The organism is Caulobacter hibisci, assembly GCF_016135805.1.
Classification (GTDB): domain Bacteria; phylum Pseudomonadota; class Alphaproteobacteria; order Caulobacterales; family Caulobacteraceae; genus Caulobacter; species Caulobacter hibisci.
Genome location: NZ_JADWOX010000006.1, coordinates 39,331 through 54,427, shown reverse-complemented (window position 1 = coordinate 54,427; position 15,097 = coordinate 39,331). Strand labels below are relative to the sequence as shown.

Below are 15,097 nucleotides of genomic sequence, written 5' to 3'. Positions count from 1 at the left end.
CCGCGCTCTTTCTCGAGGAGATACCCCATGAGCACCCCGGCAAAGACGGCGATCATCGTCGGCGGCTCGCGCGGAATCGGCGCGGCCGTCGCCCGGCGGCTTGCGCGCGACGGGGTTCGCCTGGTGGTCTCCTACCACAGCGACACTGCCGCGGCCGACCAGCTCAAGACCGAGATCGAAGCGGCGGGCGGCCAGATCGAGCTCGTCCGGGCCGACATCACGCAACTGGCCGACATCGCGCCGATCTTCGATCGCGCTGAAACGCGTTTCGGCGCGGTCGATATCGTCGTGGCGGTCGCAGGCGTCGGACTGCTGGGGTCGTTCCAGGCCGCCACGGAGGCCCAGTTCGACGCCCTGTTCGGCGTCACCAAGGGCGTATTCTTCCTATTGCAGGCGGCCGCCGGTCGGATCGCCAACGGGGGGCGCATCATTACCCTCTCGACGGGCCTGACCCGGACCTGGGCAGCCAACGCCGCGCTCTATGCCGGCTCCAAGGCCGCCATCGAGCAGTTTTCCCGGTCGCTTTCCAAGGAGGTCGGGGGCCGGGGCGTGACCGTCAATGTCGTCCTGCCCGGCGTGGTCGAGACCGACATGACCGCCGCCATGCCAGCGGCGATGAAACAGCACGCCGCCAGCCAGACCAGCCTGGGCCGCCTGGCCGCGCCCGACGACATCGCCGACGTTGTCGGCTTCCTCGCCTCTCCCGAGGCGCGATGGATCACCGGCCAGCTGATCGTCGCCAACGGGGGCAGCACGCCGTGAGCGCCTATCGATGCGATCGATACCTCGCCCTGCCTTGTTTGATTTCGACGGCCTTCCCGATCGGCGAAGTTGTCCGTCCAGAAGGAGCATTTCGATGAGCGTAGCGAGCCTGGGCTATATCGGCTTTGCGGTATCGGACCTGGAGGCCTGGAAGACCTATGGCGGACAGGTCCTCGGCATGATGCCGATCGAGGGACCCGACGAGGGTCTGCGGTTCCGGATCGATGACCACGCCTGGCGGATCGCCGTCCAGGCCGGCGAGGCCGACGACATCGCCTTCGCCGGCTTCGAGGTCAGCGATGCGGCGGCGCTGGACGCGGTGAGCGCCAGCCTGGTCGCGCACGATATTCCGTTCACCCCCGCCTCGCCCGAACAATTGGCCGAGCGCCAGGTCACGGGACTGATCTCCTGCCAGGATCCGGAAGGTCTGGCGATCGAGATCTACTACGGCCCCACCCTGCGCACCGAAAAGCCGTTCGTCTCGCCGGCCGGGGTCAGCGGCTTCATCACCGGCGAGCAGGGTCTGGGCCATATCGTCCTGACCACCAGCGACATCGCCGCGGCCAAGCGGTTCTATTGCGAAGCGTTGGGCTTTGCGCTCTCGGACATCATCCGCATGGCGCTGAGCCCGGAGTTCGCCATCGACCTGGAGTTCTTTCACTGCAACCGGCGTCACCACACGCTGGCCCTTGTGCCCCTGCCCTTTCCAGCGCCCAAGCGCATGCATCACTTCATGGTCCAGACCCGGACCTTGGATGAGGTCGGATTCGCTCTGGATCGTCTGGAGCGCGCTAAGGGGACGCTTGTCCAGACCCTGGGGCGGCACACCAACGACCAGATGGTGTCGTTCTACGCCCGCACCCCGTCAGGCTTCGAAGTCGAGTACGGCCAAGGAGCCGTGGAGGTCGACGCAGCCACCTGGCGCGTGGCCCGGCACGACAAGATGAGCAGCTGGGGACATAAGCGCGTGGGCTGACGCCGGGCGACGAATCCATCGGCGCGCCGCCGCCGAAGGCCCCTCAAGGTGGCGGTCTCGACCCACACCGCGCGCGACCGTTGAGTGCGGCTTCTCGCCGCCTAGCCCTGTCGTCCCTCAAGCATGGTCTGGACGACGCGCTCGACCAGGCCGTCGAGCGGATTGGGGTCGGTGTCGTCCAGCAGGCCGTCCAGAACGAGCATGGCCAGGCCATGGACGAGGGACCAGCAACCAATGGCCCTGTCGGGGCTGAACTGTTCCGGCGCCTCGCTCACCAGCCGTTGCAGCATCAAGGTCTTGACCGCCTGGGCCGCATCGCAAACCGCCTCGTCCGCCCTTGGCCGCGTGGGCCCGAACATCAGTCGAAAGAGCACTGGGTTGTCGTGGGCGTAGCGGACGTAGGCCAGGGCCTGGGCGACCAGCGCCCGTCCGGGAGCCGCGGCCCGATCGGCCGCCAAAACGGCGTCGTGGAGCTGGGTCAGGCCGCGAACCGCGATCGCGGCGAGCAAGGCGTCCTTGTCGGCGTAGTGGCGATAGGGAGCCATGGTCGACACCCCGGCTTGGCGAGCGACGGCGCGAAGCGATGGCTCATGGCCTTGGGCGAGCAGCGCCAGGGCGCCGTCCAACAGGGCCGTCGCGAGATCTCCGTGGTGATAGGCCTCACGGGCAGGCCCGGGCGGGCTGAGATCGCGATTGTTCATCGCCCCTGTGTCTCACGCGGCTTGGCAAAGGTCCATGTTGACATCGCATACTTTAGGATCATGTATGCACCGTACACATCAGGATCCACCATGACCCAGCTCTTTGATACCCTCCCCCTGCCTTGCGGCCAGACCCTGCCCAACCGCATCGCCAAGGCGGCGATGGAAGAGAACCTGGCCCAGCCGGACCGAACGCCCGGGCCGGCGCTGTGGTCGCTCTACCGGCGCTGGGCCGAAGGGGGCGCGGGGCTGTTGCTGACCGGTAACGTCATGGTCGACGGTCGGGCGCTGACCGGCCCCGGCGGCACGGTGCTCGAAGCGGACACGGACCTTGCCGGGTTCCTGGCCTGGGCCAAGACCGCAAAGGCCGGCGGCGCCAAGGTCTGGATGCAAATCAACCACCCGGGCCGCCAGGTGTTCGAAGACATGGGCGGGGTGTCCTGGTCGGCTTCGGACGTTCCCCTGGATCTTGGCGAGCACTCCAAGCTCTTCGCCAAACCGGTTGCGATGAGCCAAGCCCAGATCGACGAGGTGATCGCTCGCTTTGCCGACACAGCTCGTCAGGCCGAGCGCGCCGGCTTCGACGGCGTCCAGGTCCATGCCGCGCATGGCTATTTGCTATCGCAGTTCCTCTCACCGCTCTCCAATCGCAGAACTGACCGATGGGGTGGACCGCTCGAGAACCGGGCACGGCTGCTGATGGAGATCGTTCGATCGGTGCGTGCGGCGGTGCGACCGGGCTTCGCCGTCTCCGTCAAGCTGAACTCCTCCGATTTCCAGAAGGGCGGCTTCAGCGCCAATGAAGCCAGGACCGTCGTGGAATGGCTCAACGCTGAGGCCGTGGACCTAGTGGAGCTGTCCGGCGGCAGCTACGAAAGCCCCGCCATGCGCGGTTCGCCCAGCGAGGGCACGCTTAGGCGGGAAGCCTACTTCATGGAATTCGCCGCCGAGATGGTCGCCGTAGCGAAGATGCCGCTGATGACCACCGGCGGCGTGCGCCGGCGCTCGATCGCCCAGAACGTCCTGGACAGCGGCGTGGCCGTTGTCGGTGTCGCCACGGCGCTGGCGATCGAGCCGAGCCTGCCGGCCCTGTGGCGGACGGGCGACCATGATGTGGCGCCGCCGCCCCGCCTCAAGACCAAGAACAGCGGCCTGGCCTCCATGGCCGGCCAAGCCTTCGTGGTTCGCCAGCTGGTGCGCATGAGCCGGGGCCGCTCACCCAAGCCTACGGCCTCACCGCTGGTGTCCTTGATCCAGAACCAAATCCGTCGCCGTAAGCTGACGCGGACCTACAGGACGTGGCTTGGTCGACGGACCGCAGCTTGACCTGCCTGGCCCAACCGGAGCCAAAGCTCTGTCTATTGTAAAAGGTGCGGGCGCGCGCGTCCGCATCTAGACATCCGTCCGGGGCCCTGCGCCGCCGGTCCCGACCAGGCCCGCGACAATTCGCCCGCCGGTCGCGGGCGTGGTCCGGGCTTGGCGCGCGTGTTGGCAATTCCCATCTAAGTCCTTGTCGGCTTGAGGGTGTTGAAGGCTATGGCAGGCGGCTGGACCCACGATGGCGGCGTCCTGGACCAGATCGAAGACACCGTCACAGACGGCGTGTTGCATGCCCGTGCGCGCCTGCCGGCTGGCGAGGGCTCGCCGTTTTGCGTGGAGTGCGGCGAGGACATTCCGCCCGCCCGCCGCCAGGCCCTGCCCGGGGCGCGCACCTGCGTCGATTGCCAGTCGGGCCGTGACAAGCGGTTGGTGATCGGCGGCATCAATCGCCGCGGCAGCAAGGACAGCCAGCTGCGATGAGACGCCGGACTCGCCAGCCGCGCACAAATGTTCTATCTTCGTTCCCATGCGCCACACCCAGCCGGTAGAGCCCATGTTGCCGGCTGGATCTATCGCGCGGCCTAGTCGCCCACACGGTCGGGACCGCCGCCCCGTGGACGGCCGCGGCTCCCAGATCCCAGAAGCGCGTCCCAGAAGCGCGCGATCTCCAGGGTCGAGGACATCCCCACCTTCAGCATGTAGGAGGCGACACGGAAAAGGCCATCCTGTCCTTGGGTCGACAGGGGAACGCCAGGCCCATGCCACGAACGACATTGAGTTCGACCGCCGCGCCATCGCTTGCGCCGCGCCACACTGTCCGCGTCCTCGCACCGAGCGGTTCGATCTGGCGTGGCGTTGCGGCAAGACCCGCCCATTGCGCCGCGAGGGCGGCGCCGTTGGCGCCGTTGGCGGCGTTGACCACGGCATCGGCGTCGCCGTGCCAGATCGACAGCTTCAGCGGAGCCTGACGAGAATCCGCCCGAGCGCTAGGCGTTGCCGAAGGGTCGAGCGATGTGTTGATGACGATCTGCTCGGCCGCCGCCGTCCCTCTTAGGGGCCTAAACGGGCTTGTGGCGGCCGACGCCGCCCTTGCAGTCGCAGACCGTGGCGGGCAGGACACGATGGCCGACGTTCTTTAGGTTTAGTCCCAAAGACACTTTGCAACCGCGCCCTGATCGCCTCAACTCTAGGGCGTTTGCGGATGCTCCATGACCCTCGCCCTGCGCCTCGCCCCAACCCATGACAACCGCCAGGTCCCAAGGCTCCTGGCGATGCGGGTCGGCGTGATCCTGGTCCTGATCTTGAGCGTCGCCGCACTTGTCTTCGTTGGAACGGGGCCGACGCGTCCTGAGGCGGGCGGACCGATCGGCGCTGCCGCCGCCGGGCCGGCACCGACGGCGGAATGCTCTGCGGCCCTCAGGCGCGCCAGGGCCAGCAAGGGCCTGCCCAGCCAGGAGGCCGTGGCCAGGTCCACGGCCATGCTTCGGGCCTGCAAGATCTCCTGAGACCCGGCCAGGAATCCTTTCCCGGCGCCGCGCGTTGAGAAGGCCAAGGAGATCCAGATGACCCAGGCCGCCAACGACGATCGCCGCTTCAGCGTCCACGCCCGTCACGCCGGGCCGCACCACGCGCGCATCGTCCAGGAGCCCAGTTTCGAGGCCGCCGCCGTGGCCTATGTCGAGGACCTGGCCATTGCGCCGGACGAGGGCAGCGAGGTCAGCGTCATCGTGCGCGACCTGGACACCCATCACGAGCACTGTTTCCGCATCGACCTGGAGACCGGCGAGACCGCCGCCTGCGGCTAGCGAAACGAATCACCCGGGCCGTCGTTGAGTCCCCACGCCCCTCTCCGTCGCGGACCCGCGGGCGACAAGGATCAACGGACATGGCTTACCGCCCGACCTGGCAAGGACATCTTCGGCTCTCGCTCGTGACCTGCCCGGTGGCGCTCTACACCGCGACCAACGCCGGCGGCGAGGTGCACTTCAACCTGATCAATCCCAAGACCAACAACCGCATCAAGATGATCACCACCGACCCCGACACCGGGCCGGTGGAGCGGTCAGACCTGGTCAAGGGCTACGAGGTCTCCAAGGGCGAGTACATCCTGCTGACCCAGGAAGAGATCAATAGCGTCAAGCTGGAGAGCACCAAGACCATCGACATCGAGACCTTTGTGCCCGCCGAGGACATCGACCGGGTCTATTGGGACAATCCCTACTATCTGGTCCCCGACGGCAAGCTGGCCCAGGAGGCCTTCGCGGTGATCCGCGAGTCCATGGCCCGAGCTGGCCAGATCGGCATTGGCCGGGTGGTGATGTCCAGTCGCGAGCGCATCGTGGCCCTGGAGCCGCGCGGCAAGGGCATCCTCGCCTATACGCTGCGCACCGATGCGGAGGTGCGCAAGGAGGACGAGATCTTCGGCGGGATCAGCGACAAGGATCCGGACCCGCAAATGATCGCCATCGCTCAGAAGATCATCGAGCAGCAGGAAGGTCCCTTCGATCCGTCCAAGTTCGTGGATCGCTACGAGGAAGCGCTCAAAGATCTGATCGCCGCCAAGCAGAAGGGTCACAAGGTCGCCAAGGTCGAAGAACCCGAGGACACCAATGTGGTGGATCTGATGGCCGCTCTTCGGGCCAGCCTGTCGGCCAAGGGCGCGCCGGACGCCAAGGCGCCGGCCAAGAACAGCGGCAAGTCCGACACCAAGGCCAAGGCCGCCGCGAAGCCGGCGACGAAAGCCAAGGTCAAGGCTCCGACCAAGACCGCGCACAAGAAAGCCAGCTAGAGCTCGCCGCCCTCGGCGCGATAGGCCCGCCGGGCCTTGTCGAGCGCCTCTTGCGCGGCCTTGCGGTCCTTGGCCCAAGCCCGACGGGCCGCCAGCGCCTCGGCCTCCAAGGCGTCGCGCCGCGCTTGGAGGTCCGCTGCTTGAGCCGTGCGCTCGATTTCGATCGCGGCAAGCCGTTGCTCGGCCGCGACAAGGGGCGCGCGGTCCGGCGGCGGCTTGGGTGGCGCTGGCTCCGGCTCCGGCTCCGGCTCCGGCTCCGGCTTGAGCACACGCCGCGCCGCATCCGCCTTGGGCACAAGTTTCAGGTTTGGCTTGGCCCGCGAGATCTTCGGCCCAGCCGGAAGGTCAGGGAGGCCCGGGTCGAGCGTAAACGGATCACGTGACCCCACCGCTCGGCGCAACGGAACCTCGGGATGCGCCAGGGCCGCGACCACGGCGTCCGGGTCGTCGGTCAGCTTGGCTCGTCCCTCGGCGAAGAGGTTCTGGCGAATGCCCCAGGCGGCCAGGGCCGCGGCCTGCGACGGCGCGGCCACCACGGAGTCGTGAAATCCGAACTGGGCCTGGAAGACCTTCAGCCGTCGCCTGGCCGCCTTTGCCATGGGTCACACCTTGCCCAGTCGGCGGATGGCCGGCTCCAGCGGCCGCTCGCCATCGCAATAGTCTTCCCAGGCCGTCAGCTTGGCGACCAAGGCTGGGACCGTGCGCAGGGTATATCGGGCCGGATCCAGGCCCTTCTTCACCTGGGTCCAGGTGATTGGCATCGACACCGGCGCGCCGGGTCGCCCGCGCGGCGACAGCGGCGCCACGGCCGTGGCCATCCGGTCGTTGCGCAGATAGTCCAGGAAGATCCGCCCGCCGCGATCCTTCTTGGCCATGGTGATCAAGTAACGCTCGGGATCATCGGCGGCCATGGCCTTGCAGACGTCGCGGGCGAAGGCCTTGGCGACATCCCAATCAAGGCCCTCGGCCGACAGGGGGGTCACCACGTGAAGGCCCTTGCCGCCGGTGGTCTTGCAAAACGACACGAGACCCAGATCCTGCAGGCGGTCGCGCACCTCGCGCGCGCCCTCGATCACCCGCTCGAACGGCACGTCGGGCGCAGGATCCAGGTCGAAGACCAGTCGCCCCGGCTGCTCGGGAAGAAAAGGCTCGCTGTTCCAGGGATGCAGCTCCAGCGCCCCGACCTGGGCGGCGGCGACCAGGGCCTCGACCTTGTCGAACTGCAGGTAGGGCTTGCGATCGCCCCAGACCTCGACCTCGGTGATCAGGGCCGATTGGCCTTGGCTGGTGTGGCGCTGGAAGAACTTCTGCGCCCCGTCGACGCCGTCGGGCATGCGGATCATCGAGCATGGCCGGCCGCGCAGATGTTCGATCATCCAGGGGCCGATCGTCTCGTAATATTGCGCAAGCTCCAGCTTGGTCACGGGGCGTCCGTCATTGGCGTCTGGCCAGAGGGTTTTGCCGGCGTTGGAGATCGTCTGCCCCATGACCACGGCCGAGCCCTTGGCGCTCACGGTCGGTGATTTCACCGCTGCGGCAGCGGGAACGGCCTTCTGGGCCTTGGGCTCGGCCAGGGCGGTGTCGGCCGGCGCGGGCGTCTCGGCCTCCACCTCGGCGGCGGGCTTGTCCTCGCGCAGGGCCTTGAAGGCGGCCTGGCGCAGTTGGCCCTCGGCGGTGAAGCCTTCGTATTCGATCTCGGCGACAAGCTCGGGCCGCACCCAGTGGACCTCCCCGAGCCGCCACGCCCGGCTGGGCCCTTCCTTGCCCTCGAACGGTGACTTTGGCGTCTCGAGCGCCTTCAGCCTCGGAAGGATCACCGCGACCTTGTCGCGGCCAAACCCGGTGCCGATGCGGCCGATGTGCAAGAGCTTGCCGTCGCGGTGGACCCCGGCGATCAGCGAGCGGAAAGCGCCATTGGTCGTGGTGTAGCCGCCGATCACCACCTCGTGGCCGGCTCGGCACTTGGACTTGGTCCAGGTCTCGCCTCGTCCCGAGCGGTAGGGCGCGTCCAGGCGCTTGGAGATGATCCCTTCAAGGTCCATGCGGCAGGCCGACAGCAGCACCGCGTCCCCGGCGGTGATGAAGTGATCGACATAGCGCAGGTTCGGCCCAGTCCCCTTTAGGTGGTCGGCCAGACGCGCCTTGCGCTCGGCCAGGGGTAGGTCGCGCAGGTCCGCCTTACCATCGAACAGCTGGTCGAAGACGAAGAACACCAGGTCGGCGGTCGCGCCCTCGGAGATCGCCGCCTGCAGGGCCGCGAAATCCGGCGCCCCGGTATGGTCCAGGGCGCAGACCTCGCCATCGATGATCCCATCGGCAAGGCCCGCCCCCGCCTTCGTGATCTCCGGAAACTTGGCCGACCAGTCCAGCCCCTTGCGCGTGCGCAAGGTCGCCTTGCCTCCCACCGTTCGCAGTTGCATCCGGTAGCCGTCGAACTTGATCTCATGGGCCCAGCCCGGGCCGGCGGGCGGCTTTTCCGCCGGCTTGGTCAGTTGCGGCTCGACGAAGTCCGGCAACGCCTTGACGGTCTTGGTCTTGGCTTGGGGTTTGGCTGGGGCCTTGCCCGTGACGGTTGTCTTCGCCGGCTTGGTCAAGCCGGCCGAAGCGCTGTCGTCGCGGTTGCTTTGCCAGACCGCGCCGGCGTCGGCGCCCTCCCCGGTCATGAACGGCGTTGCAGCATTGCCCTTGCCATTGGCGATGTCGATCATGGTCCGCCCCGAGGCGATCGAGCGGTCCTGGTCGGTCGGGCCGGCGGGGTTGCCGGGCTGGGCCGCGTCGTCGCGGTGCTTGATCAGGATCCAGCTGGCGCGCCCCTTGCTGTCGCGCTTGGTGCGCACGATGACCCAGGAGCCATGCAGGCGTCCGCCTTCCATGACGAACTTCAGCTCGCCCTTGGCCAGGGCCGCGCCGATCTTCTCGAACCCCTTTTCGGGCGCCCAATAGCCGCGATCCCACAGCATCACCGTGCCGCCGCCGTATTGGCCCTTCGGGATCGTGCCCTCGAAGTCGCCATAGTCGAGCGGATGGTCTTCGACCTCCATGGCCAGGCGCCGTTCGGCCGGGTCCATCGACGGCCCCTTGGGCACGGCCCAGGATTTGAAGGCGCCTTCGAACTCCAGCCGCAGGTCAAAATGTAGATGGCTGGCCGCGTGCTTCTGAATGACGAACCGCAGGGCCTGGGACGGCTTGACCTTGTCATTGCCCGCCGGCTCGGCCGTGCGCGAGAAGTCGCGCATCTCCTGATATTTGGCGAGCTTGGGATGGGCTGTGGTCTGGGGCTTGGAGCTGGCCATGGCGATTCCTTTGCGGACCTAACGACCAAGCCCGCCGGCTGATCCGCCATCGCCGCCTAAGAACGCCCTGCAACTAGCCTGGCCTTAGGAACCGGCGCGCCCATGGACGCTTGTGTCAGCGAGCTTTGGAGGAGGCAGGACATGTCGATCGTGGACAAGGTGCTGGGGGCCATCACGCCGCCAGAAAGCCAGGAGGCCCGGGACAAGGCGACAGCCAAGGCTCGCGCGGCCGCGACGCCGGGGGATTGGCTTTCGATGGCGCTCGGTCATCACGGCCAGATCCGTTCGGCCTTCGAGCAGGCCCAAAGCGCCGCGTCGCCGCAGGATCGCATCGCCGCTCTGAAGGCCCTGGCCACCGTGCTGAACGGCCATTCCTTGGCCGAGGAGGTGGTGCTCTATCCGGCGCTGGCCAAGACTGGCGAGAAGGGCCACGCGGGCCAAGCCTATACCGAGCAGACGACCGCCAAGATGCAGATGGCCGAGCTGGAGCGCATCGATCCGGCCGAGGACGCCTGGCGAGAGAAGCTCGAGCACATCCAGGGCGCGGTGCTGCATCACATGTTCGAGGAAGAAGGGACCTGGTTCCTTGAGCTGAAGGAGAAGGCCCCCGACCAGGATTTCCTGACCCGGCGATACGCCGAGGAATACGGCCGCTACGTTTTCGGCGTCGGCGCTTCAGAGGCCGGGGGCCAGTTGCAGTCCTCGAGCCACTCTGAGGTCGCCGAGCCGCGCTCGTTCATGGGCGAGGCCGACGCCGAGTCGGATCTTCAGGAGATCGGCCGCAACAGCGCAGGTCCCCTGCAGATGGGCGACCGCACGGAACAGGCGCCTTGATCGCGCCGGGCACGGTTCAATGCGACCCAGGGCTGGTCGCTACACCCCCGAACCAAGCTCGGCCGCAGGAATAGGGGAAATAAACGCCCGCTGAAGGTTGCCTAGGCTTGGCGCCGTGTCAAAGCCCGATGATGTCGGTGCGATCCAGCAAGGCGCGCGGCCGGCTCAGGCCAGTCTCTGTCCTGGCCGCGCGTCTGTCGCGACCGGACGCGCGGGCTCCTTCAAGGCGGCGATCAGGCCGATCGGCGTGACCACCACCGCCACCAGCGCGCCGTAGACGAGCTTGATGGCCAGCAAGGTCGAGACGGTCACCGTTTGCGGCAGACCAAACTGGCCAAGGCCATAGAAGCCTCCGCCCAGCAGCGTGGTCGCCGCCACGGCCAGCAAGGGTGCGCGCAAGACCAACCTGGCCGGAAGCCAGCCGGCGCCGGCAAGCGGTTGGGCCTTGCCGCTGGCCAGGCGCTTGCGGGTGAGCAAGCTCGGTACGAGCACGCTCATCAGGGCGATCGCGAAGGTTTGCGGGAAGACGTCGACGCCGTATCCGTGCGGCCCTGCATAGGCGATGCTCGTGCGCCCGCCGAAGAACAGCCAGGTGAAAGCGCCGCTCAGGATGATGTTGATCACCACGCTGACCGCGGTCTCGACAGCGACGTAGCGACGATGCGCCAGGCTCATGGGCGGTCTCCGACCAAGCGGGAAAAGGACGGCGCGGCCGGCTCTCACCGACCACGCCGCGGAAGTCTCGGTAAGGACTAGAACTTGGCGCTGACGCGAACACCGTAGGTGCGCGGCGGCCGAACCTGATTGTAGACCGTGCCGGACTTGACCGGGCTTTGCAGGGAATTGGCGAAGACCACCTCGTCTTCGATGTTGTTGACGAAGCCGGTGAAGACGTAGCGCCCGTCCTCGGTCTCGTAGCTCGCCCGGGCGTTGGACATCCTGTAGCTGCCTTGGCGACCGTCGGCGAGGTAGTCGGTCGACAGGTAGCGCGAGCCTTCCAGTCGGGTGTCGACGCCGAAGACGATCCTGGCGCCGTTGCTGAGCGGGAAGCGGTGCTCGTAGCCCAGGTTGATCACGTAGCGCGGCGCATTGACGACGGGCCGCCCCGAACAGTCGACATTGTAGATCTTGGCCGCGGCGCTGGTGCCGGTCTGCGAGGTCAGCGCGACCGCGCAGCCGACCGCGGGCGCCGCGCCGGTGGTGGAATAGGCCTGGTATTTCAGGTCGTCATACTGAGCGTGCAGATACTGGAGATTGGCGGTGACCAGGTCGTTGGCGGTGGCCTGGAACATCACGTCGGCCTCGGCGCCGTAGATCGCCGCCTTGCCGGCGTTCTCGGTCGTGAACAGCGGCCCGTAGATCGGGCCGCCCGGCGTGGTGGCCACCTGCACCGCGCCCAGGTGGGAGATCTGCTGGTCCTTGTAGTCCCAGTAGAAGGTCTCGACGTTCAGCTGCAGCCGGTTGTCGAGGAAGCGGTTCTTGGAGCCGATCGTGTAGGCCGTCAGCATCTCGGGCTGGGAATAGTTCTTGCCGCTGGCGGCGAAGAGGACGCCGGACTTGAAGCCGGTCGCGACGTTGGCATAGAGCAGCGAGCGCTCGGCCAGGTCATATTCCAGCCCCGCCTTCCAGGTGGCCTTCTTGAAGTCCACGTCGGTGGCAGCCGTGGTCGGCACCACCAGGATGATCGGGGTGAAGGTCGGCCCCACCGGCGGCGCGAAGCCGACGAAGGGCCGGTTTTCGGAGTAGCTGTCCTGCTTCTTGTTGTCCTTGGTGTAGCGAAGACCGCCCGTCACCCGCAGCTGGTCGCTGAGCGACCAGGTCGCCTGGCCGAAAGCCGCCAAGCTCCTCGTCTTCAGCTTGGAGCGGATATAGGAGGCGTTGCTGGCCTGGTCGAACAGCTGATCGGCGTCGACGTCCTCGGAGAAGCCGTAGGCGCCCACCACCCAGTTCAGGCGATCGGTCGAACCACCCAGCCGCGCTTCGAGCGAGCGTTGCTCGGAGGCCTCGGTGATGTCGATCAGGAAGCTCGACGCGTAGCTGCGGAAATCCAGGTCCGTCTTGCGCCAGGCTGGAATGATGGTCAGCTTGGCAAAGCCGAGGTCTGCGTTGATCGTGGCCGAAACGCCCTTGAACCTGTTGTCCTGATAGCCGTCGTCCTTGGCGATCAGCTGCGGAACGGGCGCTGTGGGCGTGCGGGCCAGATAGGCCGCCAGCACCCTGGGATCGCTGGGACCCAGGCGCGCGTCGCCATCGACCAGCGGCATGATCGCGCCGCCCGAGCCCTTGCCGCCGACGTCGGCGTAGTCGGCGCTGAGCAGCACGTCGATCGGCCCGTCCGGCTGGAAGCGCAGTTGGGCGCGAACGGCCTTGGTGTCCTCGTCGTCATAGCCGTCGCTGAAATAGCCATCGTGCTTGGCGTATTGACCCGAGACCCGCAGGGCCGCGGTCTCGCCGATCGGCACATTGACCGCGCCCGAGGCCTTGGTCGCGGCGTAGTTTCCGTACTCGGCCGACAGATTGCCGCCGGTCTCGCCCAGCTTGGGCTTGGCGGTGATGACGTTGACGGCGCCGCCGGTGGCGTTGCGGCCGTAGAGCGTGCCTTGCGGGCCCTTCAGCACCTCGATCCGCTCCAGATCGTAGAACAGGCCGGCCGGCGCGGCCGGACGCGACAGGTAGACGCCGTCGAGATTGAAGGCCACGCCCTGTTCGGCGAAGGCGTTGGCCCCAAAGGTGCCCACCCCGCGCAAATAGATCTGGGTGAAGGCGGCGGCCGGGGCGATCTGGATCGCCGGCACCAGACGCGTCAGGTCGGTCGCCTGGGTGACGCTGGACCGGGTCAGGGTGTCGCCGGTCACGGCGCTGACCGCCAGGGCGGTCTTCTGGAGATTTTCTTCGCGCCGCTGGGCGGTGACGACCACCTCTTCGAGGCTGACGCTCTGGCTGGCCGCGGTCTGCTGCGTGTCCTGGGCGAAGGCGGCGCTGGCGGCCGACGTGCTCAGGGCGATCGTGGCGACGGACGCCAAAAGACGATGGTGCTTCCGGTTCATTTCGCTCCCCATACTGGCCTAGGGCCAGTTGCCGCCGGCCCTTTTGAGCTCTTGGCGGTCGTTGATCGTGCAACTGAGAGACGCGGCCCTCAGCCTTGCGAAAACCATTGGGCGGCGAAACAGAGAACCGGACAAACGCAATGATTGGATAGGCTCTATTCACACCGTGAATAGATTGGATAGGTTGGATTTATGAGGAGCTTCCCCGGCCGTCTCTCTCATTTGGGCGACCAGCCAGCGGATGCCTTCGTCGCGCTCGTTGAAACGATGCCATTGAGCGACTTGGCGAACCTTCGGGATTTCGAACGGCACGGGAAAGACCGCTATCGGCAGGGTCGCGGCGAAGGTTTCAGCCAGGCGCCGGTGCATGGTGGTGATCCGGCTGGTTCCGATCAGGAACTGCGGGGCCATGACGAACGATGGGACGGTGACCTCGACCTTGCGAGGCTGGCGCGCCGATTTGATGAACCACTCGTCGAACGCTGGCAGTCGAGCGGGCCCGAACTGCACGGACACGTGCCCCAGATCGAAATAGAGCGCCGCGTCGACGCCGCCCTGGGTCAGCGGGTTGTCCTTCCAAGCGACGACCACGTAGTCGTCCTCGAAGAGGGCCGCGTGCGGATGGTCGGCGACGGCGAACTGTTCGAGGCTCAGATAGATGTCCAGCTCCCCCTGCTCCAGCGCGCGCTGGGCCGCCGGCCCCGGCGCGGTGATGTCGAACGACAGCCCCGGCGCGATCTCGCGAACCCTGGCCAAGGCCGGCGCCACCACGACGGTCTGGGCGTAGTCCGAGGCCGAGAGCGTGAAAGCCCGTTTCGCCGTCGCCGGATCGAAGGTGGGCTGGGTGGTGATGGTCGACCGGATGTGCAGCAGCGCCGTGCGAACCGGATCGGCCAGGCTTTCGGCGCGCGGCGTCAGAACCATGCGCCGACCCTGGATGCTCAGCAGGTCGTCGCCAAAATAGTCGCGCAGGCGGTTGAGGGCGCTGCTCATCGCCGACTGGCTGAGATGGACGTTTTCCGCCGCGGCCGAGACGTTCTGCTCGGTCAGCAAGGCGTCCAGCGCCACCAGTAGATTGAGGTCAAGGCCTTGGAACCGCATGCCGTCGCTCCCTACGATCGCCGGTCCCACGGCGAACCGGCGCCTCTGTTTTCGAGGCTTTGAACTATCTATGGCATGAATTCATACCAGCTCGTCTATTGCGCGCGACGGAGGTTCTGTCGCGACACCCCTCCCCCAGCCGCCCAAGACTCAACCGTCTTGTCCTTCGCCAGCCCCGGTAAATGTCCGACGCGGAAACCCCGCCTGACGTCGCGTCGACAAGACGAAGCGGCCGGCGCGGTGTCGCCCCGGCCGCCGTCTCGACGTCCCGATCT

At 67.0% G+C, this 15,097-nt stretch carries 14 protein-coding genes; 8 read left to right on the top strand and 6 right to left on the bottom strand.

Going from position 1 to position 15,097, the window contains the following annotated elements:
* Positions 1-27: 27 nt before the first annotated feature.
* Both I4Q42_RS10535 and I4Q42_RS10530 read left to right on the top strand, forming a co-directional pair.
* Positions 28-762: an SDR family oxidoreductase gene (locus I4Q42_RS10535; RefSeq protein ID WP_198576032.1), complete on the top strand. Its 735-nt coding sequence runs from the start codon at positions 28-30 to the stop codon at positions 760-762.
* Positions 763-856: 94 nt separating this feature from the next.
* Entirely contained in the window at positions 857-1,738 is an 882-nt protein-coding gene (locus tag I4Q42_RS10530) for a VOC family protein (protein WP_198576031.1), read from the top strand.
* A gap of 101 nt (positions 1,739-1,839) precedes the next feature.
* Here I4Q42_RS10530 and I4Q42_RS10525 read toward each other — a convergent pair whose 3' ends face one another.
* Entirely contained in the window at positions 1,840-2,439 is a 600-nt protein-coding gene (locus tag I4Q42_RS10525) for a TetR/AcrR family transcriptional regulator (protein ID WP_198576030.1), read from the bottom strand.
* Between the two features lie 90 nt (positions 2,440-2,529).
* Between I4Q42_RS10525 and I4Q42_RS10520 the strand changes: the two genes are divergently transcribed.
* The 5 genes from I4Q42_RS10520 (at position 2,530) to ku (ending at position 6,547) form a co-directional block, all read left to right on the top strand.
* A complete protein-coding gene (locus I4Q42_RS10520) occupies positions 2,530-3,765 on the top strand; it encodes an NADH:flavin oxidoreductase/NADH oxidase family protein (protein WP_198576029.1) in 1,236 nt (411 codons plus the stop codon).
* Between the two features lie 210 nt (positions 3,766-3,975).
* Entirely contained in the window at positions 3,976-4,239 is a 264-nt protein-coding gene (locus I4Q42_RS10515; protein WP_198576198.1) for a DksA/TraR family C4-type zinc finger protein, read from the top strand.
* Positions 4,240-4,967: 728 nt separating this feature from the next.
* Positions 4,968-5,264 carry a hypothetical protein gene (locus tag I4Q42_RS10510; RefSeq protein ID WP_198576028.1) on the top strand — a complete coding sequence of 99 codons (297 nt, stop codon included), beginning with the start codon at positions 4,968-4,970 and terminating at the stop codon, positions 5,262-5,264.
* A gap of 57 nt (positions 5,265-5,321) precedes the next feature.
* Entirely contained in the window at positions 5,322-5,564 is a 243-nt protein-coding gene (locus I4Q42_RS10505; RefSeq protein WP_198576206.1) for a DUF5961 family protein, read from the top strand.
* An 80-nt stretch (positions 5,565-5,644) separates the two neighbouring features.
* Positions 5,645-6,547 (top strand): non-homologous end joining protein Ku, encoded by a 903-nt coding sequence (ku, locus tag I4Q42_RS10500; RefSeq protein WP_198576027.1) that lies wholly within the window; start codon positions 5,645-5,647, stop codon positions 6,545-6,547.
* Here the strand turns inward: ku and I4Q42_RS10495 are convergent.
* Both I4Q42_RS10495 and ligD read right to left on the bottom strand, forming a co-directional pair.
* On the bottom strand, positions 6,544-7,146 hold the full coding sequence (locus I4Q42_RS10495) for a hypothetical protein (protein WP_198576026.1): 603 nt from the start codon (positions 7,144-7,146) through the stop codon (positions 6,544-6,546). The genes ku and I4Q42_RS10495 overlap by 4 nt on opposite strands.
* 3 nt (positions 7,147-7,149) lie before the next feature.
* The gene (gene ligD, locus I4Q42_RS10490; protein WP_198576025.1) at positions 7,150-9,840 is read right to left on the bottom strand and encodes a DNA ligase D; all 2,691 of its coding nucleotides are present in this window, start codon (positions 9,838-9,840) and stop codon (positions 7,150-7,152) included.
* Positions 9,841-9,981: 141 nt separating this feature from the next.
* Between ligD and I4Q42_RS10485 the strand changes: the two genes are divergently transcribed.
* Entirely contained in the window at positions 9,982-10,674 is a 693-nt protein-coding gene (locus I4Q42_RS10485; protein ID WP_198576024.1) for a hemerythrin domain-containing protein, read from the top strand.
* 165 nt (positions 10,675-10,839) lie between these two features.
* Here the strand turns inward: I4Q42_RS10485 and I4Q42_RS10480 are convergent, their stop codons facing one another.
* The 3 genes from I4Q42_RS10480 to I4Q42_RS10470 all read right to left on the bottom strand — a co-directional run bounded on the left by I4Q42_RS10480 (position 10,840) and on the right by I4Q42_RS10470 (position 14,822).
* Positions 10,840-11,349 (bottom strand): hypothetical protein, encoded by a 510-nt coding sequence (locus I4Q42_RS10480; protein WP_198576023.1) that lies wholly within the window; start codon positions 11,347-11,349, stop codon positions 10,840-10,842.
* Between the two features lie 77 nt (positions 11,350-11,426).
* Positions 11,427-13,721: a TonB-dependent receptor gene (locus I4Q42_RS10475; protein ID WP_198576022.1), complete on the bottom strand. Its 2,295-nt coding sequence runs from the start codon at positions 13,719-13,721 to the stop codon at positions 11,427-11,429.
* A 159-nt stretch (positions 13,722-13,880) separates the two neighbouring features.
* The gene (locus tag I4Q42_RS10470) at positions 13,881-14,822 is read right to left on the bottom strand and encodes a LysR family transcriptional regulator (RefSeq protein WP_198576021.1); all 942 of its coding nucleotides are present in this window, start codon (positions 14,820-14,822) and stop codon (positions 13,881-13,883) included.
* Positions 14,823-15,097: the final 275 nt, after the last annotated feature.

Coding starts and splice junctions, on each gene's coding strand:
- I4Q42_RS10470 (WP_198576021.1), bottom strand. CDS start 14,822: ATGCGGTTCCAAGGCCTTGACCTCAATCTACTGGTGGCGCTGGACGCC.
- I4Q42_RS10495 (WP_198576026.1), bottom strand. CDS start 7,146: ATGGCAAAGGCGGCCAGGCGACGGCTGAAGGTCTTCCAGGCCCAGTTC.
- I4Q42_RS10505 (WP_198576206.1), top strand. CDS start 5,322: ATGACCCAGGCCGCCAACGACGATCGCCGCTTCAGCGTCCACGCCCGT.
- I4Q42_RS10515 (WP_198576198.1), top strand. CDS start 3,976: ATGGCAGGCGGCTGGACCCACGATGGCGGCGTCCTGGACCAGATCGAA.
- I4Q42_RS10485 (WP_198576024.1), top strand. CDS start 9,982: ATGTCGATCGTGGACAAGGTGCTGGGGGCCATCACGCCGCCAGAAAGC.
- I4Q42_RS10530 (WP_198576031.1), top strand. CDS start 857: ATGAGCGTAGCGAGCCTGGGCTATATCGGCTTTGCGGTATCGGACCTG.
- I4Q42_RS10480 (WP_198576023.1), bottom strand. CDS start 11,349: ATGAGCCTGGCGCATCGTCGCTACGTCGCTGTCGAGACCGCGGTCAGC.
- ligD (WP_198576025.1), bottom strand. CDS start 9,840: ATGGCCAGCTCCAAGCCCCAGACCACAGCCCATCCCAAGCTCGCCAAA.
- I4Q42_RS10535 (WP_198576032.1), top strand. CDS start 28: ATGAGCACCCCGGCAAAGACGGCGATCATCGTCGGCGGCTCGCGCGGA.
- ku (WP_198576027.1), top strand. CDS start 5,645: ATGGCTTACCGCCCGACCTGGCAAGGACATCTTCGGCTCTCGCTCGTG.
- I4Q42_RS10520 (WP_198576029.1), top strand. CDS start 2,530: ATGACCCAGCTCTTTGATACCCTCCCCCTGCCTTGCGGCCAGACCCTG.
- I4Q42_RS10510 (WP_198576028.1), top strand. CDS start 4,968: ATGACCCTCGCCCTGCGCCTCGCCCCAACCCATGACAACCGCCAGGTC.
- I4Q42_RS10475 (WP_198576022.1), bottom strand. CDS start 13,721: ATGAACCGGAAGCACCATCGTCTTTTGGCGTCCGTCGCCACGATCGCC.
- I4Q42_RS10525 (WP_198576030.1), bottom strand. CDS start 2,439: ATGAACAATCGCGATCTCAGCCCGCCCGGGCCTGCCCGTGAGGCCTAT.